Genomic DNA, 22,933 nt, shown 5'->3' with positions numbered 1-22,933 from the left:
CATGAACGTGTCAAAAACCTTCGCTCAAAATCGACGGCTCGCGCCGGGCTTTGCAATCGCGGTTTGGGCAGACACGGCAATTCGGCCCGACCTGAGTGACCGGCACCCCGTCTGACGGGTCCCTGACCGGGCGCACCACCATGACCGAGCGATAGGCCGGATCCTGATCGTATCCCGACACTGCATGCGGCCAGGCATAGGCAACGCAGTCGAACACGGCCGAGGACCTTCCGGTCAGGACGACCTGTTTGCGCACCGGCACCAGCGGACGGCTGAGGGCTGTGAACAGCGGCCAAAGCGGGCAGACATCGCCATGCCGGGGCAAGGTAAACCCCTGAATCGGTTTGAGAAACAGGATACTTCCGGACGCGTCGCACAGCACCATGCCAACCGGTTGTGACAGGATGCCATCCGGCAGAAAGGCCAGCCGCCTGAGGACGGTGGCAAAATCAACCGAGAACCGCTGCGCCAGTTCGATGGGGTTCGGATCACCCTGTTGAACAACCGCTTTGACGGCCTCCAGCGGCAGGGCCTGCGCGTCTGCGCGATAGATTCTGAGAACTTCGCGCGCAACTGTGCGCGCCGCCGAGGTATTGAGCCCGCTCAGGTCAACCGCGTCCACATCGCCACCGTCTTCCAGTTCGGAAATCGTGTAGCCGCGGGTTTCAAAGAAGGCTTCGACCTCTTCCAGGGGAACGGCACGTGGATCAACCGCCGAGTCGCTTTCGTCGAGGAAGGTCACCAGCGCCTTGGAACTGCCTGCCAGCCGTTCGGCATCCTGATGCAGGTTCTTGTGGAAACGCTCGCGCCATTCGGCCTCGATATCTTGGGTATCCGCAAGGATCGCGGCGGTCGAGCGTATCGCGGCGGCGGTTGACAGAACCTCGTGCATCGACGCGGCCAGTTGCGGGTCGTGCGTAAGGCGGTCGGACAGGGTTTCGACGTTCCGCTCCAAAGACACGACACGGCGATGCATCTGCGCCAGAACACCGGCCCAGCCGGGAAAACGACCGGCAAACTCCTCAAGCCCGTCAACCTCGGCCTGTTGCCCGACCGCTTCCTCGGCCGCTTCACGCAGGGCGGAAACCAGAGTTGCCTCGATCCCTTGTGTCAGGACCGAAGGTTCAACGCCCAGCGCCGCCGCGATATCGACCAGCAACTTGCCCCCGATCCTGCGGCGATTATGTTCGATCAGGTTCAGATAAGACGCCGATACGCCGGCCTGCCGCGCCAGTTCCGCCTGCCGCAGTCCGGCAATCTGGCGTCTTTCGCGAATGCGGCTGCCTGTCAACGTGTCGCGCATGTCTACTTTCCCTGAATTCAGATCCGGCGGAATTCACATTCGTTTTCAGATTATAACATCTGTTTCTGTAGGTTAATCATTTCTTTTCAACCGGCATTTACAACTTTCACAAACTGGCGCAGACCACAGCATCTGTTTCGGGCGTCAATCTGGCGCAAGACATCGCATCCCCCCTTCATTTCCGCGCGCTTTCCCGGCACCATACACGCATGAGCGACCCCGCCTTTGAATATGCGCCGATCGGGCTTGTTGAGCTGGAAAACCGGATCATCCGGCGCTGCAACCTGCAATTTGCCCGCACCTTTGGCGGAGAAGAAAACGACTATCGCAACATGCCACTGCTGCACCTTTACCCTTCGGTCGCTGATTGGGAGAGGATCGGTGAGCGCAGCCTGCAGGTGATGCGCGGCACCGGGTATTACACGGATGAGCGCGTCATGCGCCGCCGCAGCGGGGACCTGTTCTGGTGCCGCGCCCGGGGCCGGTCGCTGACGCCGGACGATCCGTTCCGCCACGGCATCTGGAGCTTTTCCGACATATCCGAGGAACGACCGCTGGTTGAACTGACCATCCGTGAACGCGAAGTGGCCATCCTGTCCTGTCGTGGCCTGTCGGCCAAGGAGATCGGAGCAGAGCTGGGACTGAGTTATCGCACAATCGAAGCTTACCGCGCCCGTTTGCTTGAAAAATTCGGCGCGCGAAAGCTGTCTGAACTGGTCGCCAAATTATCGGGGATGCCCCTGTGAGCTGTCCGACCCTTTAAATTACGCGTGAAACGCATGCCAGATGGTGCGAGTCGGCGCTTTTCATGCACCGCCGCTTAGCCTATAACCCTGCGTAATTTGATCAGAGCCCGCAAGAAACAGACGGGCCAAAGGGGAACCGTCGAGGATACTCATGACAGACACCAAACACGAAGCGGATGTGGCATTCATCAAGGCTCTGGCCGAGTTGCTGCGCGAAAACGATCTGACCGAGTTGCAGGTCAAACGCGAATATGGCGAAGAAGACAGCCTGAACGTGCGCGTCAGCCGTATGACACAGACCGTGGCCGCTCCGGTTCAGATGGCTGTTCCTGCAGCAGCGCCCGCCCCCGTTGCGGCACCGGCTGCGGCCCCCGCGGCGGCCCCTGCTGCCGCTGAAGATCCGGCCAGCCATCCGGGCGCTGTCACCTCGCCTATGGTGGGCACGGTCTATATGCAGCCGGAACCCGGAGCGCCCGCTTTCATTTCCGTCGGCGCGACAGTGTCCGAAGGCGACACGCTGCTGATCGTCGAAGCGATGAAGACCATGAACCACATCCACGCCCCCAAATCAGGCACCATCAAGCGCGTGCTGGTGGGCGATGGCGACGCTGTTGAGTTCGGCACCCCTCTGGTCATCATCGAGTAAGGCGGGCCCATGTTCGACAAGATCCTGATTGCCAACCGAGGCGAGATCGCCCTGCGCGTCATCCGCGCCGCACGCGAGATGGGGATAAAGACGGTTGCCGTCCACTCCACCGCCGACAGCGACGCGATGCATGTGCGCATGGCGGACGAATCGGTGTGCATCGGCCCCCCGCCCAGCCCGCAAAGCTATCTGTCGGTGCCCGCCATCATCTCGGCCTGTGAGATTACCGGCGCGCAGGCGATCCATCCCGGCTATGGCTTTTTGTCCGAAAACGCCGAGTTCGTGCAGATCGTCGAAGATCATGGCATCACGTTCATCGGTCCCACCGCGGAACATATCCGCGTCATGGGCGACAAGATCACCGCCAAGGACACAATGAAGGCGCTGGGTGTGCCTTGTGTTCCCGGCTCGGACGGTGGCGTTCCCACGCTGGCCGACGCCAAACGCATCGGTGAGGAATTCGGCTATCCCGTCATCATCAAAGCCACTGCTGGCGGCGGTGGGCGCGGCATGAAAGTCGCGATGAACGCGGACGAAATGGAAAGCGCCTTTATGACCGCACGCGCCGAAGGCAAGGCCGCCTTTGGCAATGACGAGGTCTATATCGAGAAATACCTGACCACGCCGCGCCATATCGAGATTCAGGTCTTTGGCGACGGCAAGGGCAATGCGGTGCATCTGGGCGAGCGCGATTGTTCGTTGCAGCGCCGTCACCAGAAGGTCTTTGAAGAGGCCCCCGGCCCCTGCATAACCGCCGAAGAGCGTGCCCGGATCGGCAAGATCTGCGCCGACGCGGTGGCCAAGATCAACTATATCGGCGCAGGCACCATCGAGTTCCTGTATGAAAAGGGCGAGTTCTATTTCATCGAGATGAACACACGCCTGCAGGTGGAACACCCGGTGACCGAGGGCATCTTTGACGTCGATCTGGTGCGCGAACAAATTCTTGTCGCAGCAGGTGAGCCGATGTCATTCGGTCAGGACGATCTGAAGATCAACGGTCACGCCATCGAGGTTCGGATCAACGCAGAGAAGCTGCCGAAGTTTTCGCCCTGCCCGGGCAAGATCACGGCCTATCACGCGCCGGGCGGTCTGGGCGTGCGGATGGATTCGGCGCTTTATGACGGCTATTCGATCCCGCCTTATTACGACTCGCTGATTGCCAAGCTGATCGTGCACGGCCGCGACCGCAACGAAGCGCTGGCGCGCCTGAAGCGGGCTTTGGGAGAGCTGATCGTAGACGGCATCGACACCACCGTGCCCCTGTTCCACGCCCTGTTGCAGGAGCCCGATCTGCACAGCGGCGCGTACAACATCCACTGGCTGGAGCGCTGGCTTGCGGAGAACATGGAAAAATAAGGTCCAGGTACCAGAGGGCCCGCGCCCTCTGGTCGCCCTATCACCGGCATGAGCCTGACCCCCGAACTGTTGCTGCACGGGTATTCCATCGGTATCTTCCCGATGGCCGAACACCGCGACGATCCTGAATTGTTCTGGGTTGATCCCAAGTTTCGCGGGATTTTTCCGCTGGACGGGTTCCACATCTCGCGCAGTCTGGCCCGCCGCATCCGGAACTGCGGGTTCGGGATTTCAATCAACCGTGATTTTTCCGGCGTCGTCGACGGGTGCGCTGACCGGTCCGACACCTGGATCAACGCGGAACTGCATGCCCTTTATCGCCAGCTGCATCAAACCGGCCATGCGCATTCACTGGAAGTCTGGGACGGAGCGGCGCTGGTGGGCGGCGTATATGGCGTGACGCTGGGGGCCGCGTTCTTTGGCGAAAGCATGTTTTCGCGTCGCACGGATGCCTCGAAAATCGCGCTCGCCTATCTTGTGGACCGCTTGCGGCAAACCGGCTTTCACCTGTTTGACACGCAATTCCTGACCGCGCATCTGGCATCCCTTGGGGCGATCGAAATCCCGCGTGGTGCTTACAAGAAAGAACTGGAAGAAGCCCTGAGCCAGAGCGCCGACTTTGCTGCGCCGATCACTCAGTCCGCAGAAGGTGTGATACAGCGGATGACCCAAACGTCATATCGCGCGTGATCCAGCGCATTCAGCGCCGGAGAGGTCGCGATCATCCAGCCGTCAAACAGCTGATCCGCCTTGCCCGTTTCCCAAATGGTCAGATAGGCGAAGGCATCGCCTGTCGGGTTGTCCACCGGATACCGGCAATCCCCCAGCGCCACATCCAGCCCGAACACAGGTTCGGTCTGACCTGTCTGCAATTCGATATCAACCGTCTGGCCACTAACTTTGTCGAGCCCCCGCAGCATGGCGCCGGGGCCAGAGTTGACTTTCTGCTGCGCGGCGGCGCCGGTTCCAGTCAGCAACAGGGCAATCAGGGCGGCGCGCATCATTCGCCGCCATCTCCGGCCACGAACTTGACCAGCAGCGAGATCAGGCTGACCGCACCCTGGGTATCCTGAATCTCGTCTCCGGGTTCAAAAAAGAAGGGCGAACCGCCGGGCATAACTTCGACAAAGTTTCCACCCAGCAACCCTTCGGACGAGATCACGATGGCGCTGTCATCGGGCACAAGAACGCCTTCCGCAACAGAGAAAGTCGTGTCAGCACGATAAGTATCCGGGTTCAGCTTGACCCCGGTAACAGTGCCGATTTTCACACCGGCAAGACGGACATCGGTGCCGACGCCCACCCCTTCCAGCGACCGGAACGAGGCGCCCAACTCATAGCCCGCAGCACCTTGCGACAGGCCGGTCGATTGGCTGGCATAGACGCCAAACGCGATGGCACCGGCCAATACGACGCCTCCGACAAGAACTTCGGTCCAGTTATGGGTCGACATCTTCGCCTCGTTTATTCCGGGCTCCAGGCCTCGTAATCCCTGCGCTCAACCGGCTTGGCCCGACGCAGCGACCCGGCAGGCGCATAGGCCAGTGCCGTACCTGTCAGGTTCTCCTGATGCGGTTTTTCCCAGGCTTTGTGCGGCAGCGGTTTGTCGGTCGGGGGTTCGTCCCAGGTGCGGTGCAACCAGCCGTGCCATTCCGGGTCAACCCGGCTGGCTTCGGCCTCGCCATTGAAAATCACCCAGCGCCTGCTGTCGTCGGCGGTGCGATAAAACACATTGCCTTCATTGTCTTCGCCCACTTTCACACCCTTGCGCGCCGTATAGAGCTGCGTGTTCAGTGTTGACCCGTTCCACCAGGTCACGGCTCGTAAAAGACTGTTCAGGATTCCCATCGGCTGCCTCCGGCATTTCGGTCGAGAGAAGGTATGGACCAAAGGCTCGCCAAGGTCCAGTGCCCCTTGGGCTTCCAGCGTCACTGCGGCAGGAAGGCGGTCACTTCGATCTCGATCCGGTACTTCGGATCAATCAAACCGCATTCGATCATCGTCGCAGCCGGTGGATTGGCGCCAAACGTCTCGGCCAGAACCGGCCAGCACGGCGCGAACTCATTGCGATCCGGCAACATGTAGGTGACCCGAACCACATCTTCGAAACCCGCGCCTGCCTCAGCCAGCGCCTTACCTATGACATCCAGCGCAGACCGGCATTGCGCCACCACGTCGTCGCCCTGCCCGACGGTCCCGGCGACATGAACCCAGCCACCCGCAACCACCGCGCGGCAATAGCCGACTTTCGCCTCAAACTCACCGCCCGAAGAAATGCGTTTCACAGTCATAACCTGTCACCTTTGTCGTTCGAAAACTTGCTTAAGCTCCCGCCGCCTGACCGCGCATGCCTTCGCGTGCGAGCGACGGATCCCCAGCTTCATCTGGCTATAAATATCCCGGGGGAGATGCCCGAAGGGCGGCGGGGGCAGAGCCCCCTGAACCGGTTCAACTGAAGTCCCACCGTCGCGGCAAAAAGCCCGGCCTCAACCCGCCGAGGCCGATTCCTTGGCCGCATCGGCATAGATGAACAGCGGCTGCGCGTCGGACATCACCGCCTCTTCGTTCACCACAACCTCGCTGACATTTTTCATGCCCGGCAGTTCGAACATGGTGTCCAGCAGGATATCCTCGAGAATAGATCGCAGGCCGCGTGCACCGGTCTTGCGCTCGATGGCCTTCTTGGCAATTGCCTTCAGCGCGTCATCGGTGAAGCCCAACTCAACATCTTCCAGCTCAAACAGGCGCTGGTATTGCTTGACCAAGGCGTTCTTTGGCTTGGTCAGGATGGTGACCAGCGCTTCTTCGTCCAGATCCTCAAGCGTTGCCAGAACCGGCAGACGGCCCACGAATTCGGGGATCAGGCCGAATTTCAGCAGATCTTCGGGTTCCAGATCCTTGAAGATCTCACCCACGCCGCGCTCGTCATTGTCACGCACATCGGCGCCAAAACCCATGGCCGAGCCCTTGCCGCGTTGCGCAATGATCCGGTCCAGACCCGCAAAAGCGCCGCCACAGATGAACAGGATGTTCGTGGTATCCACTTGCAGGAATTCCTGCTGCGGGTGTTTGCGGCCGCCCTGCGGCGGAACGCTGGCCACGGTGCCTTCCATCAGTTTCAGCAGCGCCTGCTGTACGCCTTCACCGGACACGTCGCGTGTGATCGACGGGTTTTCGGATTTGCGGGTGATCTTGTCGACCTCGTCGATATAGACGATGCCGCGCTGCGCGCGTTCGACATTGTATTCGCTGGCCTGCAACAGCTTGAGAATGATGTTTTCAACATCCTCGCCCACGTAGCCGGCTTCCGTCAGCGTTGTGGCATCGGCCATGGTAAAGGGAACATCCAGTATCCGGGCCAACGTTTGCGCAAGCAATGTCTTGCCACAGCCGGTGGGGCCGATCAGCAGAATATTGGATTTCGCCAGTTCGATATCATTGCCCGCCTTCTGGGCGTGGTTCAGACGTTTGTAGTGGTTGTGGACCGCAACCGACAGGACGCGTTTTGCGGTGGACTGGCCGATCACGTAATCGTCCAGCACCTCACAGATATCCTTGGGCGTCGGAACGCCGTCCGAAGACTTCAGCCCGCTGGCTTTGGTCTCTTCGCGGATGATGTCCATGCAAAGTTCGACACATTCATCACAGATGAAAACGGTCGGGCCTGCGATCAGCTTACGCACCTCATGCTGGCTTTTGCCGCAGAAGCTGCAGTAGAGCGTGTTTTTCCCGTCACCGCCTGAATTCGTCGCCATGATCTACCTTTCGGGCCTCATCCCAGCACCCCCGGCGGGGATGCGTTTTCGCCTGTTCGTGCAGCTTAGGCCAGCGTTTTGGCCGCTACAATCTCAAAATGGTTCCTGCGCCGGTGACGCAGGCTCCGGAACTCAGACCTCATCCGCGTCCGTTTTTGCGCGGTTTTCCACGATCTCGTCGATGTGGCCCCATTCCTTGGCCTCTTCCGGGCTCATGAAATTGTCACGGTCCAGCGCTTTTTCAACTGCTTTTTTCGTCTGCCCGGTATGACGTACATAGATATCATAAAGGCGATCCTTGAGTTTTTGCGTCTCGGCCGCGTGGATCATGATATCACTGGCCTGGCCCTGATATCCGCCGCTGGGCTGGTGCACCATGATCCGGCTGTTGGGCAGCGAAAAGCGCATCCCTTTCTCGCCACCGGCCAGCAGAACCGATCCCATCGAGGCGGCCTGACCGATCACCAAAGTGGAACATTTCGGCTTGATATACTGCATTGTATCGTAAATCGACAAACCGCTGGTCACAACGCCACCGGGCGAGTTGATGTAGATCGAGATTTCCTTTTTGGGGTTTTCCGCTTCAAGGTGCAGCAGCTGGGCCACGATCAGATGGCTCATGCCATCGTGTATCGGGCCGTTGATGAAAATGATCCGCTCTTTCAGCAGGCGGGAGAAAATATCGTAAGCGCGCTCGCCCCGGCTGGTCTGCTCAACGACCATGGGGACAAGCGTATTCATGTAGGTATCTACGGGATCGAACATTCGCAACCTGCCTGTTTTGCTGTGGCTCGGGACATTATCCCAACAAGTGTTACCTGAGTCTTAGTGTTGGCTCCGGGGGGCTGCAAGGGGTGTCGGTGAGAACACAGAACGAATGTGGACCAACGCCAATAAGAATGCCACACCTGCCGCTGCCTCGCAGTACCACCACATCCGTGATTGCGCCCTGCACAAGGGGCTGCGGGAAAAACGGCTGCGGGTTCCCCTTTTCTGATCACGGTTTTTTGATTCATACATATAGCAATAATTGATCGAAACATGTACTGAAGGGGCTCGCAGGCGACGAGCTTTACGTAACGGAAACTACGCCCGGTCAACGGGTTCACAAGGAACACATTCGATGGCACTTCCACAGCTGTCCCAAGACATGTCGCAACACGACCTGGATCGTATGGTCGATAATGCGACACGCGCGTCCAACTTCCTCAAGGCAATCAGTCACGAAGGCCGACTGATGATCCTGTGTCACCTGGTCTCCGGTGAGAAATCTGTCACCGAGTTGGAAGAGCTGTTGTCCGCCAGACAAGCCGCTGTTTCGCAACAGCTTTCCCGCCTGCGTCTGGAGGGGCTTGTGATACCGCGCAGAGAGGGCAAAACCATCTTCTACAGGTTGGCCGATGACCGCCCGCGCCGGATGCTTGAAGTGGTGTACGAGCTGTTCTGCGGTGAGGACAAAGGCTAGCTCTGGCTTGGTGTCGAGAAAGGTGCTACCGAATCCGTATCGAGCACTGAGGAGACACACATGATCCGCGTAATTCTGATTGGCCTGAGCCTGTTTGCACTGACCGCCTGCGAAACCGCCAAAGGCGCGGGTAAAGATATCGAAAAGGCCGGGGATGCAATCCAGAACGCAGCTTCGGACGTGCAGGAAAGCCTGTAAAACGCGCTTATCTTGCGGGCAAACCGGACATTAACGCAATATATGGTTGAAGATTGCGTTCACACGCAGTAGTCTAACCCTACAGGTGCATAGACGCGGCATTGCATATCTGACACTAAATCGGGGCTCTTTCGCGCACGCAGAAGAGCCCCGTTCCCATTCGGCAGGGGTGAGTGGTAGCCTGTATGAAACCGAATTTCGGCATAAGAAAAGGCGTCAGGTGCGCAGACGCGGTCTTTGCATGTACCCTTTCGGATACGCCCTGACGCCTTACCGGGTCGACGCACCCCGAGGAGCACTCCGATCCAGTCGCCCCAGCCCCCTGAGAGACTGCAGCCGCCGCTTTGTCCCCTAAGGTCCATCGCGACATGCATTGGCCGTTTGAGAAGATGGCCACCCGACCTGGGTCCGAGACCCATATCTGGCTGATCACCAACCGGTAAGCCTTTGCAGTTAAATGCAAATCCTAAGATCCGCCTTCCTCTGCTCAGACCCCCTTGGCCTTTGCGTCCCGCCCCGGTTCCGAAGACCCTGTGCGGTGATCAGACTGTTGCACCGCGCCCTGCATCCGACAAGAAAATAGCACTGCAGCATGAAAATTAGACGGGGATAAGATGTTGATATCCGGCGGGAGAATTTTGTGGATAACCCGAGAATCCCCGATCCCGTGAAGGGTTGAGGGCGGAAAAAACCGGACATGACCCCGGCGCCCGAAATTCCTGCGATGCTGCGGGTGCAAAACGCTCCGTGCGGACCGTTAGGCCGAAATTGTGCGATTTGTACAACGCTCGGACCCCCAATCTTACGAATCGTACAGACGGAGATTCGCCGATGCGCTGCACCATTTCCTATGCCCGCGCCCATCTGGGGCCGCTGATCACCCGCGCCCAGGACCCGCGCGAGGTGATCATCCTGACCCGGCACGGCAAGCCGCTGGCCGCGCTGGTCTCGATGACCGAGGCCAACCGGATCTGGCAGTTGCAGGATGACGAGGAGATCGGATGGAAACACCCGCTGTCGGGGCTGCGCGGGATGTGGTCGAAGGGGCGCAACATCCCCGGTATGGAACCGGGACCGGACGGCCGCTATGTCACCGCGCGCGAGGCCGCGCTGAAGGTCCGCGAGATCCAGATGACCCGCGCCGAGGAACGCCGCATTCTTGCGCGGGGCGGTCTGGATCCTGTCGCAGGCGGTGAACTGGCCGCCCGGCCTGTCTCCTCACTCTGGAGACGCTGGTTCCGTTTCTGAGAAGCGTTCCGGCCCGGCGGTGATACCAACACCCCCTCCGCCGAAATCCGTGAGCAACGGCGGCTTATACCCCTTAACAACCCGACCGGGCCGGAAACGCTTCGGTTCACCTGACGGGCCGGAACGGGGTCGAAAACAGTCCCGGTGCGCAGGCTACGGAAATCTCTGATCTGATGATCGGCACCCTCCTTTGGGATGCGGGCCGTGCTGGCCTGTGACTGAGATTGGATACGTGCGCGGCGGTTGCAACCTGTCTGAAGGAAACTTCATCAAGGGTTCATGCGCGGGAAAGGTGGACAAGAAGAAAACCCCACCCTGCCCGGTATTGCGCACTGTGTTTTTCCTTCCAACACCGCGCGCCTCAACTTAAACAGGGATTTCAGGCAACTGCCCTCATCCGGGGGCGTCCTACCCAACATGAAAAGCCCCAGACAGAACATGCGATTTCCAAAACGACAACATCGAGAGTTCAAGAGCATTGTGCGCAGGTTCCGCAACGAGTTTTCGCTGTTCGTGCTGGAACAAAGCCGCGGACAGGTGCTGTGCGGGCCGATGAAGGGGTTTCGCTTTGTCGAAAACGCATTCTGGGGTGGGCACTCGGATACGGCCACGAAAATCTTTGGCCTGTATGAGCAGCAGAACCTGAAGGTGCTGAGCAGCTCGGACAAGCCGGTGCTGGTGGATATCGGCGCGGCGGACGGCTTTTGGGGCGTCGGGCTGGTGGCCGCCGGGCAGTTCGAAAAAAGCGTGTGCTTTGAGGTTTCGGCAAAAGGCCGGGATGTCATCCGCGAAACGGCGGAACATAACGGCGTGGGCGACCGCGTGACGGTGTTTGGGGATGCGCTGACGGACACGGTTGAAAACATCGCAAGCGTGGCCCCCGACCCGGCGGACATCTTCTTTCTGATCGATATCGAGGGCGTCGAATTCAGCCTGTTGACCGAAAATTTTCTGACGCATTTCCGCAGATCGGAATTCCTGATCGAACTGCACCCCCAGATGGTGGAGGATGGCGATGCGAAACTGAAAGCGATCGAAGCGTTCTGCGCCGGGTATTTTGATATCACCTATGTGGACGGAAGCGTGCGCGACACGTCCGAGATGGATGAGATCATCCGGTTGGGGGATGATTTCAAATGGCCGATCCTGTCCGAAGGGCGCGGTTTTCCGATGCAATGGTTGCATCTGGTGCCGCGCGGGTGAGGTGTGGTTTCGGCGGTTGACCCGCAGACCCGAGGGCAGCGAACGGCCAGAGCCCCAGTGGCTCAAGCGCAGGTACAACCGCCCAACCAACCCCACCCCGTAGGGCGGGCTTCAGCCCGCCACCGGACGCAGCCAATCCATGCGCGTTGGTTTTGAGGTCGGGGAAATGGGGGAGTGGAGGATTGGCGGGCTGAAGCCCGCCCTACGACCCTATCGAAACGTCCTGACTAAATAGGCACCGATCTGAAGGACAGTGTAAATCATCCATACACCCAAACCTGCTTCAGCCAACCATACGGGGTTAAAACCCCCATCAGACCGCGCGACATGGAATGAGTTCAAAAAACTTCCAACGACGAAGAACGAAAGAAATGTCAGTGCTATGGTTACGATGGGTCTGCGTTCCAGCACATTTCGATAAGAAAAATTCATCTTGAGAACCTAACTCGGCAACCCAGTCTTGGCCAGACGGCTGATCAGCAGAACAGAGGGACGCGACCGACCCGAGGGGTGGCGCAAACGCGCCGCCCCATGGGGACGGGTCGGCGCGGCCCGGCGGTGCCGCCGGGCGGGTTGGTTTTTTGTTCGAGCATCTTACAGTGTTTACAGACAAACGACTTATGCGACTTGTAACACAGGTCGACCTAATGCCTTGTGACGTCAACTTTTTGAAGAGCGGAAAATGCAACAACACCAGACTTCAAGACACCGCGCACGTCAAATTATAAAAGCCATAAATTCGGTGCATTTGGACCGATCAAACTACCAAACCCTACAGACACAAATAGATGAACTTTTTAGAGGCTACGCGCTCAAAGTAAAATCCTTAGCAAAAGATGAAATGATCTATCGAGGGCGCGTATTGGACAAAAAACCTACCCGTATTCACGATCTGAAAGCTCCTCCTGCTGAGCTAGTTACCGGGTTTCAACGCTGTAATTCACCCGGTAATCCTATGTTCTACGGTGGCTTTGTTCTGGGTGCGATATTTACTGAGATTATTAGTCCTGATAAACCAACTGGGAAAATTTTTGTTTCTAGGTGGGTGGCACCTAAAGGCTTCTTCGCACTTGATTTGCTTCCTCAAGAAGACCAAACCAATTTGGCTTCAAGCGGAACAAAAGAGATCATCGACACTTTCATCGAAACAAAATTCAATAGTCGAGTGCATTATGCCTTTTCAAATGACTACAAAGTCACCGCAGCAATTGCAGAAAAAACTCTGTCCGGAAACCTCGCTAAGGAAGTCATGGCAAATTTCCCCATCACCCCTGAAGAGGGAGAAGGTTTGGGATGTTTAATTTATCCAAGCGTACAGGCAACAGGACGGGGTCCAAACGTGGCAATCGTCCCAAGTTACGCAGACCGGCACTTAATCTTAGATTGTGTCGAAGAAATAAACTTTGAGCGCAAATCAGAAGAAAGCTTCGAGATAAATCGAATCGACTATGCCAAGCCTGACTTTGCTGATGAAACACTAAAATGGGCCGGGCGGCGCATGCACTGGACGATTGAAGACGGATCGTTAGCACAAATAGGTGTCGACGCTGGGCAGATTGTTGTTAGAGACCAAAGTGGAAAAATAAAGTTAACCCCCTGAAATATCAATTCCTTTCCCCCACCGGGTGCCGCACGCGTTTGGCTTTGCCAAACGCTTTCGCGCACGCGCACTTAAGATGGATTAGGAATCCATCTTAAGTGCGGAAATAAACGCCTCCTGCGGGATATCGACCTTCCCGAACTGACGCATCTTCTTCTTACCCGCCTTCTGCTTGTCCAACAATTTCCGCTTACGTGTTGCATCCCCGCCATAACACTTCGCGGTCACGTCCTTGCGCAGGGCGGACAGGGTCTCGCGGGCGATGACCTTGCCTCCGATGGCGGCCTGGATCGGGATTTTGAACATGTGGCGCGGGATCAGGTCCTTGAGCTTTTCGCACATCGCGCGGCCCCGCATCTCGGCCCGGTCGCGGTGAACCATGGTCGACAGCGCGTCGACCGGTTCGTCATTCACAAGGATCGACATCTTGACCAGCGCGTCCTGACGGTAGCCGGTCATCTGGTAGTCGAAGCTGGCATAGCCCTTGGTCACCGATTTCAGGCGGTCGTAGAAGTCAAAGACAACCTCGTTCAGGGGCAGGTCATAGACGACCATGGCGCGCTGGCCCGCATAGGTCAGGTCCATCTGGATGCCGCGGCGGTCCTGGCAGAGTTTCAGCACGTCGCCGAGATATTCGTCGGGCACCAGAATGGTCGCCTTGATGCGCGGTTCCTCAAGATGGTCGACCTTGGACAGGTCAGGCATGTCGGCGGGGTTGTGCAGCTCGATCATCGCGCCGTCTTTCATGTAGACGTGATAGATCACGCTGGGCGCGGTGGTGATGAGGTCGATATCGTATTCACGCTCGATCCGGTCGCGGATGACCTCGAGGTGCAGCAGGCCAAGGAAGCCGCAGCGGAAGCCAAAGCCAAGCGCGGCCGAGGTTTCCATTTCATACGAGAATGAGGCGTCGTTCAGCGCCAGCTTTTCGATCGCGTCGCGCAGGTCTTCGAATTCGGCGGAATCCACCGGGAAGAGGCCACAGAACACCACCGGCTGTGCGGGTTTGAAGCCCGGCAGGGCGACTTCGGCGCCACCCCGGTCATTGGTGATGGTGTCGCCCACACGGGTGTCGCGGACCTGCTTGATCGAGGCGGTGAGAAACCCGATCTCACCCGGGCCGAGGCTGTCGATCATCTGCATTTCCGGGCGGAAGACACCGACGCGGTCGACATGGTGCAGAGTGCCGTTCGACATGAACTTGACCCGCATCCCCTTTTTCAGCGTGCCGTCCATGATGCGGACCAGAACGATGACGCCCAGATAGGCGTCGTACCACGAATCCACCAGCATCGCCTTGAGCGGCGCGTCCAGAGTGCCCTGCGGCGCGGGCAGTTTGTGCACGATCGCTTCCAGCGTCTCGTGGATGCCCTGCCCGGTCTTGGCACTGACCCGGATGGCGTCGCTTGCGTCGATGCCGATCACATCCTCGATCTGTTCGGCCACGCGGTCACAATCGGACGCGGGCAGGTCGATCTTGTTCAGGACCGGCACGATCTCATGATCGGCGTCGATGGCCTGATAGACGTTCGCCAGCGTCTGCGCCTCGACCCCCTGGGTGCTGTCCACGACCAGCAGCGAGCCTTCGACCGCGCGCATCGACCGGCTGACCTCATAGGCGAAATCCACGTGGCCGGGGGTGTCGATCAGGTTCAGCACATATGTCTCGCCATTCTCGGCGGTATAGTCGATGCGAACGGTGTTGGCCTTGATGGTAATGCCACGCTCGCGCTCGATATCCATGCTGTCGAGCAGCTGTTCCTTCATGTCACGATCCTGCACTGTCCCGGTCTCTTGGATGAGCCGGTCAGCAAGGGTGGATTTGCCATGGTCGATATGCGCGACGATGGAGAAATTGCGGATATGAGCGAGGTCTGTCATGGAGTGGGGATATGCGTCGGAAATGGGCTGTGGTCAATGGTTCAAGATGATCTGCCGCGACCAATACAACTTCATTGCCAATCGCATACAAATCGCTTCAAGGATTGTACTTAGCACCAAACTTGATGCAGGAGATAAACTTGCATTGCGGCGAAATACCGTTTCAAGGCCAATGCGCTCGCTGAAGGGCCTGCATGTTGGATGTAAAGCACTGATTGTACGTATACTCTGAAGCAAACTCCACATCCCGGATGTCAAGAATTGAACGCGCAACGTCGCCTTCAATGCGATCACTCGACCAATAGTCTTCATTGGCGATCAAGCTCTGTAGCGGGCTTCTTGGAGAATAAGGTGAGGCGAGCAACGCAGCAGCAGTTACCGTACAATCGGCGACCTCATCCGCACAGTAAATGCTACAAAAGTTACGAATGGGGGTCCAGGCCACTATCTCTGAGCTAAGTTTCGTTGCTTTTTCCCTGATGCCGGCGTCACTAATCAATTCTCTTGGAGTAAATAGGCCCCAAGCTAGTTCGGAAGATAAGAAGCGATCATCTCCAGTATTCAGCCAAGCGAGCGATGCCGAACCTCCCAGATTGGAACCCTCCGAATTATGTTTCTGCAGGTACAATGCCCAGAACAAAAAGACACTGGCGTCTTGGGGCAGTTTGTGGTCGAGGCCTTGCAAAACCTCAACCAAATCAGCTCCTTCACCATCGTAGAGCATAGATTGCGCTGCAAGCATCGCGGTAATTGGTTCACCAAGTTCGACCAACACTGCAATCGCAGGAGCTTTATTCTCGAATTTGGCAACTTGTAGCAGGGCAAGGGCCAGAGGCTCGGAGTTTTGCACTTCCGTTAGCCATGATTTGCCCGACAGACCACCAGGTTTTCGCAGTAGAGCTATGCGATCCTTGCGATCCATTTCGGACGTCACATGCGCATGAAAACTACTTCGACTTGCGATGTTCGCCAGCAATATTTGAGCTGCAGCATTTCCATTTTGGGCCTGAGCAGAAAGGCTTTGCAATGCAGCCAGATCTTCGCCACCCAACCAAGCTAGAACCGCTTCTTTGAATTCCGGCGCGTCTTGACCTTGCAAAGAGGGCACTTCCGACAAAGCCACCATTGGATAAAACCAAACTGCGGCTGACAGAATCAGCTTTTTTATCGAAATCACTGCCCTACCCCTTGTATTCGCCGCTCAAATTCGCTTCCGGCATTTCCCGATACGCGGCTTTTGTCCTCGTCAAATCAACACCGTTTGATTTGCCTGTCAAAACAATTGATCCGCGCGCCCGTTTGATTCATACTCCGCCGCGGACCGAGAGGGGCGCAAGACCCGTCCGGGCAGGCAAAAACGAGGCTCGAGTATGAAACAGTTCCTCATTATCGCATTTTGTGCGGCATCGCTGACGGCGGTGGCTCAGGTCGCGGATGCGGCGCAGATCAGGCAGGCGTGCATGGCGTCGGACCGCTCGGCCGCGACGCGGGACCGGTGCAGCTGCATTCAGCGCGTGGCGGATCAGGCGTTGACGCGCAGTGATCAGAAAACCGTGGCGAAATGGTTCAAGGACCCCCATCAGGCGCAGGTGCTGAAGATGTCGAAATCCGCGCGCGATGATGCGCTGTGGGATCGGTACCAGAACTTTGGCCAGATGGCGCAGGCGATCTGCAGCTAACCCGGTCAGAATGCTTGACCTGATCCACGCTGCGCCCCAGAAAGGCGCAGCGAAAGGTGTATTGCATGGTAATGAAAGGGCTGACTCTGCGGGGCCTTGAAGTGTTCGAGGCATTGGCGCGGACGGGATCGGTGGCGCAGGCTGCCGAGATCACGGGGCTCAGCCAGCCATCCGTTTCGCAGCAATTGCGCAATCTGGAAAACGCGCTGGGGACCGAACTGGTCGATCACGGGCGGCGACCGATGCGGCTGACGCAGGCGGGGCGCAGTTTCCTTGCGCGGGCCGAGGCGGTTCTGGCCGAGCTGCACATGGCCCAGAGCGAGCTGTCGGTCATGGATCTGGGCCATCTGACCACGCTGTCGATCGGGCTGATCGACGATTTCGACAATGATCTGACGCCGCGGCTGGCCACCTTGCTGGCCGACAGCCTGACCCGGTCGAAATTCAAGCTGATCACCCTGTCGAGCCTTGATCTGTTCGAGGCCCTGGCCGAGCAGCGCCTGCATATGGCGGTCACCGCCCATAGCGGCGAAGTACTGGAGGGGGTGGTCGAATACCCGCTGGTCCATGATCCGTTCATTCTGGTGGCGCCGCAGGGATCGGGCGGGGTCGAGGCCGTGCAGGAGCGGCTGCCGTTTCTGCGCTATGCCCGCGAGCAGCTGATCAGCCGCCAGATCGAGGCGCATCTGGCGCGCCGGTCGCAGGTGTTCGAGGAACGGTTCGAGATCGGCTCGCACATGGCGCTGATGGCCATGGTGGCGCGGGGTCTGGGCTGGGCAATCACCACGCCGCTGGGCTTTATGCGCGCGGCGCGGTTCCATGAGGGGCTGGAGGCGCACCCTGCCCCGTTCGGGGAATTCTCGCGCAACATATCGTTGCTGGCGCGCACCGAGTGGTCCGATCAGGTCCCGCAGGAGGTTGCGGGCATGACCCGGCGTCTGATGCAGAACCAGATCGTGGACCCGGCGGTTGCCAAGCTGCCCTGGCTGAGCGGCCAGTTGCGGGTGACCGGCGGCTAGGTGTCCAGATGGGCGGCAAGCCCCTCGACCGCCGCTTCGATCAGGTCCAGCGCGCCGTCGAAATCCCGCGTGTAATACGGATCGGGTACGTGATCGGCACCGGTCTGAGGGGCGAAATCCGTCAGCAGGCGAACCGGCGTGCCGTTGCCCGGCGGGCGCAGGTCTTCGATATCGGCGATGTTTTGGGCATCCATGCCGATGATCAGGTCGAACCGGTCGAAATCCGCGACGGTGAACTGGCGCGCGCGCAGGTCGCCGAGGTCGACGCCTCTGCGGTTTGCGGCCTTCTGCATCGGGCCATAGGGTGGATTGCCCGCGTGCCAGCCCATGGTTCCGGCACTGTCGGTTGCATGATGCGGTGCGCGGGCGCGAAAGACGCCCTCGGCTGCGGGAGAGCGGCAGATATTGCCCAGGCAGACAAAGAGGATACGGTGTGTCATGGCCAAGGTGTAACGCGCGGAGGGGATATGGGAAAGATCGTCATTCTGACCGGGGCCGGGATTTCGGCTGAAAGCGGGCTAAGCACCTTCCGCGACGAAGGCGGGCTGTGGGCGCAGCACCGGATCGAGGATGTGGCCACGCCCGAGGGCTTTGCCCGCGATCCCGCCTTGGTGCAGGGGTTTTACAATGCGCGCCGCGTTCAGGCCGCCGCCGTGCAGCCCAACGCGGCCCACATGGCGCTGGCCCGGTTGCAGCAGGGCTGGCCCGCAGAGGTCGTGATCGTGACCCAGAACGTGGACAGCCTGCATGAAGCAGGCGGTGCGACGGGTGTCATCCACATGCATGGCACATTGGCGGGTGCCCTGTGTTCCGGATGTGATCATCGCTGGCCCGCACCGCCTGAGATGGCCGTTGCCGAGCCCTGCCCCGCCTGCGGCCAACCCACCGCCCGGCCCGATGTGGTCTGGTTCGGCGAGATGCCTTATTACATGGACGACATCTACGACCACCTTGCCAGCGCGTCGATCTTTGCCGCCATCGGCACCTCGGGTCAGGTCTATCCGGCGGCGGCCTTTGTTCACGAGGCGCAGGCGGCGGGTGCGCGGACGGTCGAGATCAATCTGGAGCCGACGCCCGGGCCGTCGGGCTTTGACGAGCGCATTGTCGGCAGGGCATCCGAAACGGTTCCGCAATGGGTCGGGCAGCTTCTTGCGGGAAATTCTTAAGCTACAGACAACGCTGGCTTAATTTGTGTACACTATCTGCAATAGCGACTGGAGGATGTGCCATGACTGATCAAGACCCCCGCACCGGTGAAATCCTGGATGACAGCAGCATGGCCGGGCGTGACATGCTGGGGGAACAGCTGTCCAGCCTGTGGTGGACGTTTCTGCTGCGCGGGGTGCTGGCCGGGCTTGTGGGCATCGCGGCCCTGTTCTGGCCATCGGGCAGCATCGCGCTGCTGCTGCGGCTGGTCGGTGTATTGCTGATCCTCGACGGTGGGCTGACGCTTTTGGGTGTTGGCCGTCGCGGGGTGCTGGGAGGTGCTGCGATCGGCGCGCTTCTGATCGGGCTTGTCCTGCTGATCTGGCCGGAAGGCACGGTGAAACTGGCGTTTTTCCTGTTGGGCGCATGGGCGCTGATCATCGGGATCGGATCCTTGGCGGCTGCCGGGCAGATGCATCCAAGTGACCCGCAACGCGGTTCCATGCGCGTTTCGGGATTTGTCGCGCTTGTCGTCGGGCTTGTCCTGATGATCTGGCCTGCGGTGGCGCTGGTTGCGCTGGGCTGGGGTATCGCATTCTCGGCGCTGGCCATGGCCGCTGTCATGTTCTGGCTGGCCTCGCGATTCCATCAGGCGGGCGACCGTGTCGGCCTGAAAACCATCAACAAATAACGCCATCCGCGGCCGCATGGAAAACAGGCCGGGCAAAGCCCGGCCTGACGCATGGATGAGGGCTGCCGCGCGGCCCGAAGACAGGCGTTGCCTTAGTTCGAATGTGATCCGTGGCCGCCTTTGTCCTGACGCTCCAGATCCACGGGAATCTCGATCTCAACCTCGCCTGCCTTTTCAAAGATCAGCGTGACCGGAACCATGGCGTCCTGTTCGAACGGGGCCGTCAGCCCCATGAACATCACATGGTCGCCGCCGCGTTTCAGCATGTGGGTTTCACCGGCTGGAATGGCAAATCCTTCTTCGACATGCACCATCTTGGCCACGCCGTTTTCATCGACCTGGTGCGTGTGCAATTCAACACGCGCTGCCGCGTCCGAGGTTACACCGATCAGCCGGTCATCGGCGTCACCCTGATTATGGATCATCATGAACGCAGCACCGGCGATGGCGGTCTTGCCCGAGGACCGGGCATAGGCGTCGTCAACCGTGATGGTGCCTTCGGCAAAGGCGGGGATGGCCAGCGACACGGAGGCCAGGGTTGCGAGCAGAGTGGTTTTGAGGGACATCGTGCCTCTCCTGTATAAAGGTTTGAAAAGGGTGGGTTTCAAACGCTGACAGGAGGCGCGCGGGCCGGGGTTGCGGGAACCGGAAGGGCGATCTGGTTGCCCAGATGCCGCAGCGGTGCTGGTTGCGCCTGTTCCGGCGCGGCTGGCAGTGCCTGTTCGGCAACCGCAACGGCCCCCAGCAAGGATATTGCGTAGTCCGGGCAGTAATGCGGCGGGGCGGTCGGTTGCCCGTTTTCGTCCATATAGACGACAACCGGGCCGGTGCCCGTACACAGCACCATCTGACCCACCGCCTTGTCCATACCGCGCGACATGGCCAGCCCCTGCCCGGTCAGAACCAGCAGAAGGGTTAGCACATAAGGCAGAAATCTGGTAACAGAAGGTCTCATTCTGACCCAGCTATAGGTCAGCAACGGGAAAAGCTTCAAGCGCCAAAGGGTCGCGCTTGAAGCTGTTTTTCAATAATCCAGTCCGGGTCTTTTCACCCTGTCTGTGGTGAAGCTGGTATGGGACCGGTTCACCCAGCGCTGCATCCGCGTGCAGGTTGCAATTGCCTTGCGGAATACCGCGGCCAGAAACAGGAAAAGATAAAAACTTTTTAACGTCATAATGTGGCCCCCGCCTGATGGATGACAGTGACGTTAGGTCAGATTCGGAAACCTGTATGTGAAGAAGTTCACCAATGGCGAAAAATTAGTTCCAGATTGAAAACAATGGAGGCCGAAAGGGGCTGACCCAACAGAAAAGGCCCCGCACCGATAAGGTGCAGGGCCTGAAATACTGTTAAGTGAAAGACCTTAGGCCGAAGCTTGCGCCTTGGCGATTTCTTTCTTCACTTTCAGAGCATTTGCCGACAGCTCATCGTCCTTGGCTTTGGCCAGGAACGCGTCCAGACCACCGCGGTGGTCAACCGAACGCAGCGCAGCCGCCGAGATGCGCAGCTTGACGCCACGGCCCAGAGTTTCGGACTGCAGGGTAACGTCATTCAGGTTCGGCAGAAAACGACGACGAGTTCTGTTTTTGGCGTGGCTGACATTGTTGCCAGTCATCGGGCCTTTTCCGGTCAGTTCGCAACGGCGCGACATGGTTTCTTCCTTTGTTTCTGGAGGCCGGGCTGGATACCCGCGGCCAAATCACAAGGGGCGCAACCCGAAGTCGCGCCCGAAAACTGGTTGGATGCGTGTAGTGGGAATCGCGCGGGGGGTCAAGACGGGCTACGCGAAATCTTTCATTTTGCCTGCCATGCAGGAATGGCCCGGACGGGCCATGCCGTTGGCAAGAGTATTTGGCAAAAGGTGAAACGTCTATGACGGCCCTTTAGCCGAGCGTGTCCAGAAGCTGACCGGCAGCGACCGCCGGGCTGAGTCGCCCTTGCGAGACTTCGTCGTTCAGGCGCTCCATCTCGGCGCGGGCCTGCGGTGTGTCGAGGCGGGCGAGAAGGGCGTGGCGGACCTCCTGATCGAACCAGTAGCGGGCCTGGGCGGCGCGGTTTGCCTCCCAGACACCGGTGTCGCGGCGCCATTTGGTCAGGGTTTGCATTTCGTCCCAGGCCTGTTCCAGCCCGTGTTCTTCGACAGCGGAAACGGTCATCGCCTTGGGGAAGCCTTCGGGGTCCTGTGGGCGTTTGCGCAGCAGCCGCAGGGCGCCGGCATAATCCGCGCAGGTGCGGGTGGCGGTGGCTTTCAGGTCGCCATCGGCCTTGTTGACCAGAATGATATCGGCCATTTCCATGATGCCGCGTTTGACGCCCTGCAACTCGTCCCCGCCCGCCGGGGCCAGCAGCAGCAGAAACAGGTCAGACAGTTCGGAAACCACCGTTTCCGACTGACCCACGCCCACGGTTTCGATCAGCACCACGTCATAGCCTGCGGCCTCGCACAGGGCGATAGCCTCGCGGGTGCGGCGGGCGACGCCGCCAAGGTGGCTCTGGCTGGGAGAGGGGCGGATGAAGGCGTTCTGTTCGCGGCTCAGGCGTTCCATCCGGGTCTTGTCGCCCAGGATCGAGCCGCCCGAGCGGGCCGAGCTGGGGTCGACCGCCAGAACCGCAACGCGCAGCCCCTGCCCGGTCAGCATCATGCCAAAGCTTTCGATGAAGGTGGACTTGCCCACACCGGGCGTGCCGGACAGACCGATACGCATCGCCTGACGCCCCGAACCGGCAAGCTGTGCCAGAAGGTCGCTGGCCTGTGCCCGGTGATCGGCGCGGTTGCTTTCAACAAGGGTGATCGCACGCGCCAGCGCCCGACGCTCGCCCTTCAGAATTCTGTCGCTCAGGCTGTCTGTCTGCATTCTTGTCCCGATCCTAGAGGCAGGAACAGTTGCCGTGCTTGGAGGGTGTTTGTCCAGACCGGAGGCGGCAGGAAATGCGAAGATCGCGCAGCCTGCGTCATTTCGTGCGGGGCGATTTACTGATGTGAGCGCGGAAACT

28 protein-coding genes are annotated in these 22,933 nt (G+C 59.2%); 13 read left to right on the top strand and 15 right to left on the bottom strand.

What is annotated here, in order from left to right:
- Window positions 1–10 precede the first annotated feature (10 nt).
- Entirely contained in the window at window positions 11–1,303 is a 1,293-nt protein-coding gene (locus ACR0JI_RS15820; RefSeq protein ID WP_480495076.1) for a helix-turn-helix domain-containing protein, read from the bottom strand.
- Between the two features lie 209 nt (window positions 1,304–1,512).
- Between ACR0JI_RS15820 and ACR0JI_RS15815 the strand changes: the two genes are divergently transcribed.
- The 4 genes from ACR0JI_RS15815 to aat all read left to right on the top strand — a co-directional run bounded on the left by ACR0JI_RS15815 (window position 1,513) and on the right by aat (window position 4,744).
- Entirely contained in the window at window positions 1,513–2,049 is a 537-nt protein-coding gene (locus ACR0JI_RS15815; RefSeq protein ID WP_209505755.1) for a LuxR C-terminal-related transcriptional regulator, read from the top strand.
- A gap of 151 nt (window positions 2,050–2,200) precedes the next feature.
- Window positions 2,201–2,695 carry an acetyl-CoA carboxylase biotin carboxyl carrier protein gene (gene accB / locus ACR0JI_RS15810; RefSeq protein WP_480473619.1) on the top strand — a complete coding sequence of 165 codons (495 nt, stop codon included), beginning with the start codon at window positions 2,201–2,203 and terminating at the stop codon, window positions 2,693–2,695.
- Between the two features lie 9 nt (window positions 2,696–2,704).
- Complete coding sequence (accC, locus tag ACR0JI_RS15805) at window positions 2,705–4,054, top strand: acetyl-CoA carboxylase biotin carboxylase subunit (protein WP_480495078.1); 1,350 nt, start codon at window positions 2,705–2,707, stop codon at window positions 4,052–4,054.
- A gap of 48 nt (window positions 4,055–4,102) precedes the next feature.
- Entirely contained in the window at window positions 4,103–4,744 is a 642-nt protein-coding gene (aat, locus tag ACR0JI_RS15800; protein ID WP_480495080.1) for a leucyl/phenylalanyl-tRNA--protein transferase, read from the top strand.
- Here the strand turns inward: aat and ACR0JI_RS15795 are convergent.
- The 6 genes from ACR0JI_RS15795 to ACR0JI_RS15770 all read right to left on the bottom strand — a co-directional run bounded on the left by ACR0JI_RS15795 (window position 4,690) and on the right by ACR0JI_RS15770 (window position 8,574).
- Complete coding sequence (locus ACR0JI_RS15795; RefSeq protein WP_480484511.1) at window positions 4,690–5,058, bottom strand: DUF2155 domain-containing protein; 369 nt, start codon at window positions 5,056–5,058, stop codon at window positions 4,690–4,692. The two genes, aat and ACR0JI_RS15795, sit on opposite strands and share 55 nt — an antisense overlap.
- A complete protein-coding gene (mlaD, locus tag ACR0JI_RS15790; protein ID WP_480488409.1) occupies window positions 5,055–5,507 on the bottom strand; it encodes an outer membrane lipid asymmetry maintenance protein MlaD in 453 nt (150 codons plus the stop codon). Before mlaD ends, ACR0JI_RS15795 begins: the two co-directional genes overlap by 4 nt.
- Before the next feature lie 11 nt (window positions 5,508–5,518).
- The gene (locus tag ACR0JI_RS15785; RefSeq protein WP_267364687.1) at window positions 5,519–5,902 is read right to left on the bottom strand and encodes an NADH:ubiquinone oxidoreductase subunit NDUFA12; all 384 of its coding nucleotides are present in this window, start codon (window positions 5,900–5,902) and stop codon (window positions 5,519–5,521) included.
- Window positions 5,903–5,982: 80 nt separating this feature from the next.
- Window positions 5,983–6,345 (bottom strand): RidA family protein, encoded by a 363-nt coding sequence (locus ACR0JI_RS15780; protein WP_480495082.1) that lies wholly within the window; start codon window positions 6,343–6,345, stop codon window positions 5,983–5,985.
- Window positions 6,346–6,540: 195 nt separating this feature from the next.
- On the bottom strand, window positions 6,541–7,809 hold the full coding sequence (gene clpX, locus ACR0JI_RS15775) for an ATP-dependent Clp protease ATP-binding subunit ClpX (protein ID WP_480473623.1): 1,269 nt from the start codon (window positions 7,807–7,809) through the stop codon (window positions 6,541–6,543).
- Window positions 7,810–7,941: 132 nt separating this feature from the next.
- A complete protein-coding gene (locus ACR0JI_RS15770) occupies window positions 7,942–8,574 on the bottom strand; it encodes an ATP-dependent Clp protease proteolytic subunit (protein WP_480473624.1) in 633 nt (210 codons plus the stop codon).
- Between the two features lie 358 nt (window positions 8,575–8,932).
- Here ACR0JI_RS15770 and ACR0JI_RS15765 point away from each other — a divergent pair, with 358 nt between their 5' ends.
- The 5 genes from ACR0JI_RS15765 to ACR0JI_RS15745 all read left to right on the top strand — a co-directional run bounded on the left by ACR0JI_RS15765 (window position 8,933) and on the right by ACR0JI_RS15745 (window position 13,523).
- Window positions 8,933–9,274, top strand: coding sequence for an ArsR/SmtB family transcription factor (locus tag ACR0JI_RS15765; protein WP_480473625.1), 342 nt, complete (start codon window positions 8,933–8,935; stop codon window positions 9,272–9,274).
- Window positions 9,275–9,334: 60 nt separating this feature from the next.
- Complete coding sequence (locus ACR0JI_RS15760) at window positions 9,335–9,472, top strand: entericidin A/B family lipoprotein (RefSeq protein WP_209505735.1); 138 nt, start codon at window positions 9,335–9,337, stop codon at window positions 9,470–9,472.
- Between the two features lie 831 nt (window positions 9,473–10,303).
- Window positions 10,304–10,720 carry a type II toxin-antitoxin system Phd/YefM family antitoxin gene (locus ACR0JI_RS15755; protein WP_209598129.1) on the top strand — a complete coding sequence of 139 codons (417 nt, stop codon included), beginning with the start codon at window positions 10,304–10,306 and terminating at the stop codon, window positions 10,718–10,720.
- Window positions 10,721–11,158: 438 nt separating this feature from the next.
- Window positions 11,159–11,923 carry an SAM-dependent methyltransferase gene (locus ACR0JI_RS15750; RefSeq protein ID WP_480495084.1) on the top strand — a complete coding sequence of 255 codons (765 nt, stop codon included), beginning with the start codon at window positions 11,159–11,161 and terminating at the stop codon, window positions 11,921–11,923.
- Window positions 11,924–12,605: 682 nt separating this feature from the next.
- Entirely contained in the window at window positions 12,606–13,523 is a 918-nt protein-coding gene (locus tag ACR0JI_RS15745) for a hypothetical protein (protein WP_480495086.1), read from the top strand.
- Window positions 13,524–13,604: 81 nt separating this feature from the next.
- On the opposite strand, the gene lepA is transcribed toward ACR0JI_RS15745, so the two are convergent.
- On the bottom strand, window positions 13,605–15,404 hold the full coding sequence (lepA, locus tag ACR0JI_RS15740; protein WP_480495088.1) for a translation elongation factor 4: 1,800 nt from the start codon (window positions 15,402–15,404) through the stop codon (window positions 13,605–13,607).
- 163 nt (window positions 15,405–15,567) lie between these two features.
- Window positions 15,568–16,581 carry a hypothetical protein gene (locus ACR0JI_RS15735; protein ID WP_480495090.1) on the bottom strand — a complete coding sequence of 338 codons (1,014 nt, stop codon included), beginning with the start codon at window positions 16,579–16,581 and terminating at the stop codon, window positions 15,568–15,570.
- Window positions 16,582–16,774: 193 nt separating this feature from the next.
- Between ACR0JI_RS15735 and ACR0JI_RS15730 the strand changes: the two genes are divergently transcribed.
- Window positions 16,775–17,083: a hypothetical protein gene (locus ACR0JI_RS15730; protein ID WP_480473632.1), complete on the top strand. Its 309-nt coding sequence runs from the start codon at window positions 16,775–16,777 to the stop codon at window positions 17,081–17,083.
- A gap of 65 nt (window positions 17,084–17,148) precedes the next feature.
- Window positions 17,149–18,102, top strand: a complete 954-nt coding sequence (locus ACR0JI_RS15725) for a LysR family transcriptional regulator (RefSeq protein WP_480473633.1) — start codon at window positions 17,149–17,151, stop codon at window positions 18,100–18,102.
- Here ACR0JI_RS15725 and ACR0JI_RS15720 read toward each other — a convergent pair.
- Window positions 18,099–18,542 carry a low molecular weight protein-tyrosine-phosphatase gene (locus ACR0JI_RS15720; protein ID WP_480495092.1) on the bottom strand — a complete coding sequence of 148 codons (444 nt, stop codon included), beginning with the start codon at window positions 18,540–18,542 and terminating at the stop codon, window positions 18,099–18,101. The two genes, ACR0JI_RS15725 and ACR0JI_RS15720, sit on opposite strands and share 4 nt — an antisense overlap.
- A 27-nt stretch (window positions 18,543–18,569) precedes the next feature.
- Between ACR0JI_RS15720 and ACR0JI_RS15715 the strand changes: the two genes are divergently transcribed.
- Both ACR0JI_RS15715 and ACR0JI_RS15710 read left to right on the top strand, forming a co-directional pair.
- Window positions 18,570–19,268, top strand: a complete 699-nt coding sequence (locus ACR0JI_RS15715; protein ID WP_480495094.1) for an NAD-dependent deacylase — start codon at window positions 18,570–18,572, stop codon at window positions 19,266–19,268.
- A 62-nt stretch (window positions 19,269–19,330) separates the two neighbouring features.
- Window positions 19,331–19,939: an HdeD family acid-resistance protein gene (locus tag ACR0JI_RS15710; RefSeq protein ID WP_480495095.1), complete on the top strand. Its 609-nt coding sequence runs from the start codon at window positions 19,331–19,333 to the stop codon at window positions 19,937–19,939.
- A 92-nt stretch (window positions 19,940–20,031) separates the two neighbouring features.
- On the opposite strand, the gene ACR0JI_RS15705 is transcribed toward ACR0JI_RS15710, so the two are convergent.
- The 5 genes from ACR0JI_RS15705 to meaB all read right to left on the bottom strand — a co-directional run bounded on the left by ACR0JI_RS15705 (window position 20,032) and on the right by meaB (window position 22,794).
- Window positions 20,032–20,505 carry a copper chaperone PCu(A)C gene (locus ACR0JI_RS15705; RefSeq protein WP_480495097.1) on the bottom strand — a complete coding sequence of 158 codons (474 nt, stop codon included), beginning with the start codon at window positions 20,503–20,505 and terminating at the stop codon, window positions 20,032–20,034.
- Window positions 20,506–20,543: 38 nt separating this feature from the next.
- Window positions 20,544–20,894: a hypothetical protein gene (locus ACR0JI_RS15700; RefSeq protein ID WP_480495098.1), complete on the bottom strand. Its 351-nt coding sequence runs from the start codon at window positions 20,892–20,894 to the stop codon at window positions 20,544–20,546.
- A 69-nt stretch (window positions 20,895–20,963) separates the two neighbouring features.
- Window positions 20,964–21,113, bottom strand: a complete 150-nt coding sequence (locus tag ACR0JI_RS15695) for a hypothetical protein (protein ID WP_480484525.1) — start codon at window positions 21,111–21,113, stop codon at window positions 20,964–20,966.
- Window positions 21,114–21,302: 189 nt separating this feature from the next.
- Window positions 21,303–21,590, bottom strand: coding sequence for a 50S ribosomal protein L28 (gene rpmB, locus ACR0JI_RS15690; RefSeq protein ID WP_008756960.1), 288 nt, complete (start codon window positions 21,588–21,590; stop codon window positions 21,303–21,305).
- Between the two features lie 232 nt (window positions 21,591–21,822).
- Window positions 21,823–22,794 (bottom strand): methylmalonyl Co-A mutase-associated GTPase MeaB, encoded by a 972-nt coding sequence (meaB, locus tag ACR0JI_RS15685; protein ID WP_480495100.1) that lies wholly within the window; start codon window positions 22,792–22,794, stop codon window positions 21,823–21,825.
- Window positions 22,795–22,933: the final 139 nt, after the last annotated feature.

Source organism: Ruegeria sp. N10, from assembly GCF_056531545.1.
The sequence above is the reverse complement of the archived record's forward strand: the minus strand, read 5'-3'. Positions and strand labels throughout refer to the sequence as shown.

What these genes read in the sequence shown, in the direction of transcription:
- ACR0JI_RS15820 (WP_480495076.1), bottom strand. Translation starts at nt 1,303, where the DNA reads ATGCGCGACACGTTGACAGGCAGCCGCATTCGCGAAAGACGCCAGATT.
- ACR0JI_RS15815 (WP_209505755.1), top strand. Translation starts at nt 1,513, where the DNA reads ATGAGCGACCCCGCCTTTGAATATGCGCCGATCGGGCTTGTTGAGCTG.
- accB (WP_480473619.1), top strand. Translation starts at nt 2,201, where the DNA reads ATGACAGACACCAAACACGAAGCGGATGTGGCATTCATCAAGGCTCTG.
- accC (WP_480495078.1), top strand. Translation starts at nt 2,705, where the DNA reads ATGTTCGACAAGATCCTGATTGCCAACCGAGGCGAGATCGCCCTGCGC.
- aat (WP_480495080.1), top strand. Translation starts at nt 4,103, where the DNA reads ATGAGCCTGACCCCCGAACTGTTGCTGCACGGGTATTCCATCGGTATC.
- ACR0JI_RS15795 (WP_480484511.1), bottom strand. Translation starts at nt 5,058, where the DNA reads ATGATGCGCGCCGCCCTGATTGCCCTGTTGCTGACTGGAACCGGCGCC.
- mlaD (WP_480488409.1), bottom strand. Translation starts at nt 5,507, where the DNA reads ATGTCGACCCATAACTGGACCGAAGTTCTTGTCGGAGGCGTCGTATTG.
- ACR0JI_RS15785 (WP_267364687.1), bottom strand. Translation starts at nt 5,902, where the DNA reads ATGGGAATCCTGAACAGTCTTTTACGAGCCGTGACCTGGTGGAACGGG.
- ACR0JI_RS15780 (WP_480495082.1), bottom strand. Translation starts at nt 6,345, where the DNA reads ATGACTGTGAAACGCATTTCTTCGGGCGGTGAGTTTGAGGCGAAAGTC.
- clpX (WP_480473623.1), bottom strand. Translation starts at nt 7,809, where the DNA reads ATGGCGACGAATTCAGGCGGTGACGGGAAAAACACGCTCTACTGCAGC.
- ACR0JI_RS15770 (WP_480473624.1), bottom strand. Translation starts at nt 8,574, where the DNA reads ATGTTCGATCCCGTAGATACCTACATGAATACGCTTGTCCCCATGGTC.
- ACR0JI_RS15765 (WP_480473625.1), top strand. Translation starts at nt 8,933, where the DNA reads ATGGCACTTCCACAGCTGTCCCAAGACATGTCGCAACACGACCTGGAT.
- ACR0JI_RS15760 (WP_209505735.1), top strand. Translation starts at nt 9,335, where the DNA reads ATGATCCGCGTAATTCTGATTGGCCTGAGCCTGTTTGCACTGACCGCC.
- ACR0JI_RS15755 (WP_209598129.1), top strand. Translation starts at nt 10,304, where the DNA reads ATGCGCTGCACCATTTCCTATGCCCGCGCCCATCTGGGGCCGCTGATC.
- ACR0JI_RS15750 (WP_480495084.1), top strand. Translation starts at nt 11,159, where the DNA reads ATGCGATTTCCAAAACGACAACATCGAGAGTTCAAGAGCATTGTGCGC.
- ACR0JI_RS15745 (WP_480495086.1), top strand. Translation starts at nt 12,606, where the DNA reads ATGCAACAACACCAGACTTCAAGACACCGCGCACGTCAAATTATAAAA.
- lepA (WP_480495088.1), bottom strand. Translation starts at nt 15,404, where the DNA reads ATGACAGACCTCGCTCATATCCGCAATTTCTCCATCGTCGCGCATATC.
- ACR0JI_RS15730 (WP_480473632.1), top strand. Translation starts at nt 16,775, where the DNA reads ATGAAACAGTTCCTCATTATCGCATTTTGTGCGGCATCGCTGACGGCG.
- ACR0JI_RS15725 (WP_480473633.1), top strand. Translation starts at nt 17,149, where the DNA reads ATGGTAATGAAAGGGCTGACTCTGCGGGGCCTTGAAGTGTTCGAGGCA.
- ACR0JI_RS15720 (WP_480495092.1), bottom strand. Translation starts at nt 18,542, where the DNA reads ATGACACACCGTATCCTCTTTGTCTGCCTGGGCAATATCTGCCGCTCT.
- ACR0JI_RS15715 (WP_480495094.1), top strand. Translation starts at nt 18,570, where the DNA reads ATGGGAAAGATCGTCATTCTGACCGGGGCCGGGATTTCGGCTGAAAGC.
- ACR0JI_RS15710 (WP_480495095.1), top strand. Translation starts at nt 19,331, where the DNA reads ATGACTGATCAAGACCCCCGCACCGGTGAAATCCTGGATGACAGCAGC.
- ACR0JI_RS15705 (WP_480495097.1), bottom strand. Translation starts at nt 20,505, where the DNA reads ATGTCCCTCAAAACCACTCTGCTCGCAACCCTGGCCTCCGTGTCGCTG.
- ACR0JI_RS15700 (WP_480495098.1), bottom strand. Translation starts at nt 20,894, where the DNA reads ATGAGACCTTCTGTTACCAGATTTCTGCCTTATGTGCTAACCCTTCTG.
- ACR0JI_RS15695 (WP_480484525.1), bottom strand. Translation starts at nt 21,113, where the DNA reads ATGACGTTAAAAAGTTTTTATCTTTTCCTGTTTCTGGCCGCGGTATTC.
- rpmB (WP_008756960.1), bottom strand. Translation starts at nt 21,590, where the DNA reads ATGTCGCGCCGTTGCGAACTGACCGGAAAAGGCCCGATGACTGGCAAC.
- meaB (WP_480495100.1), bottom strand. Translation starts at nt 22,794, where the DNA reads ATGCAGACAGACAGCCTGAGCGACAGAATTCTGAAGGGCGAGCGTCGG.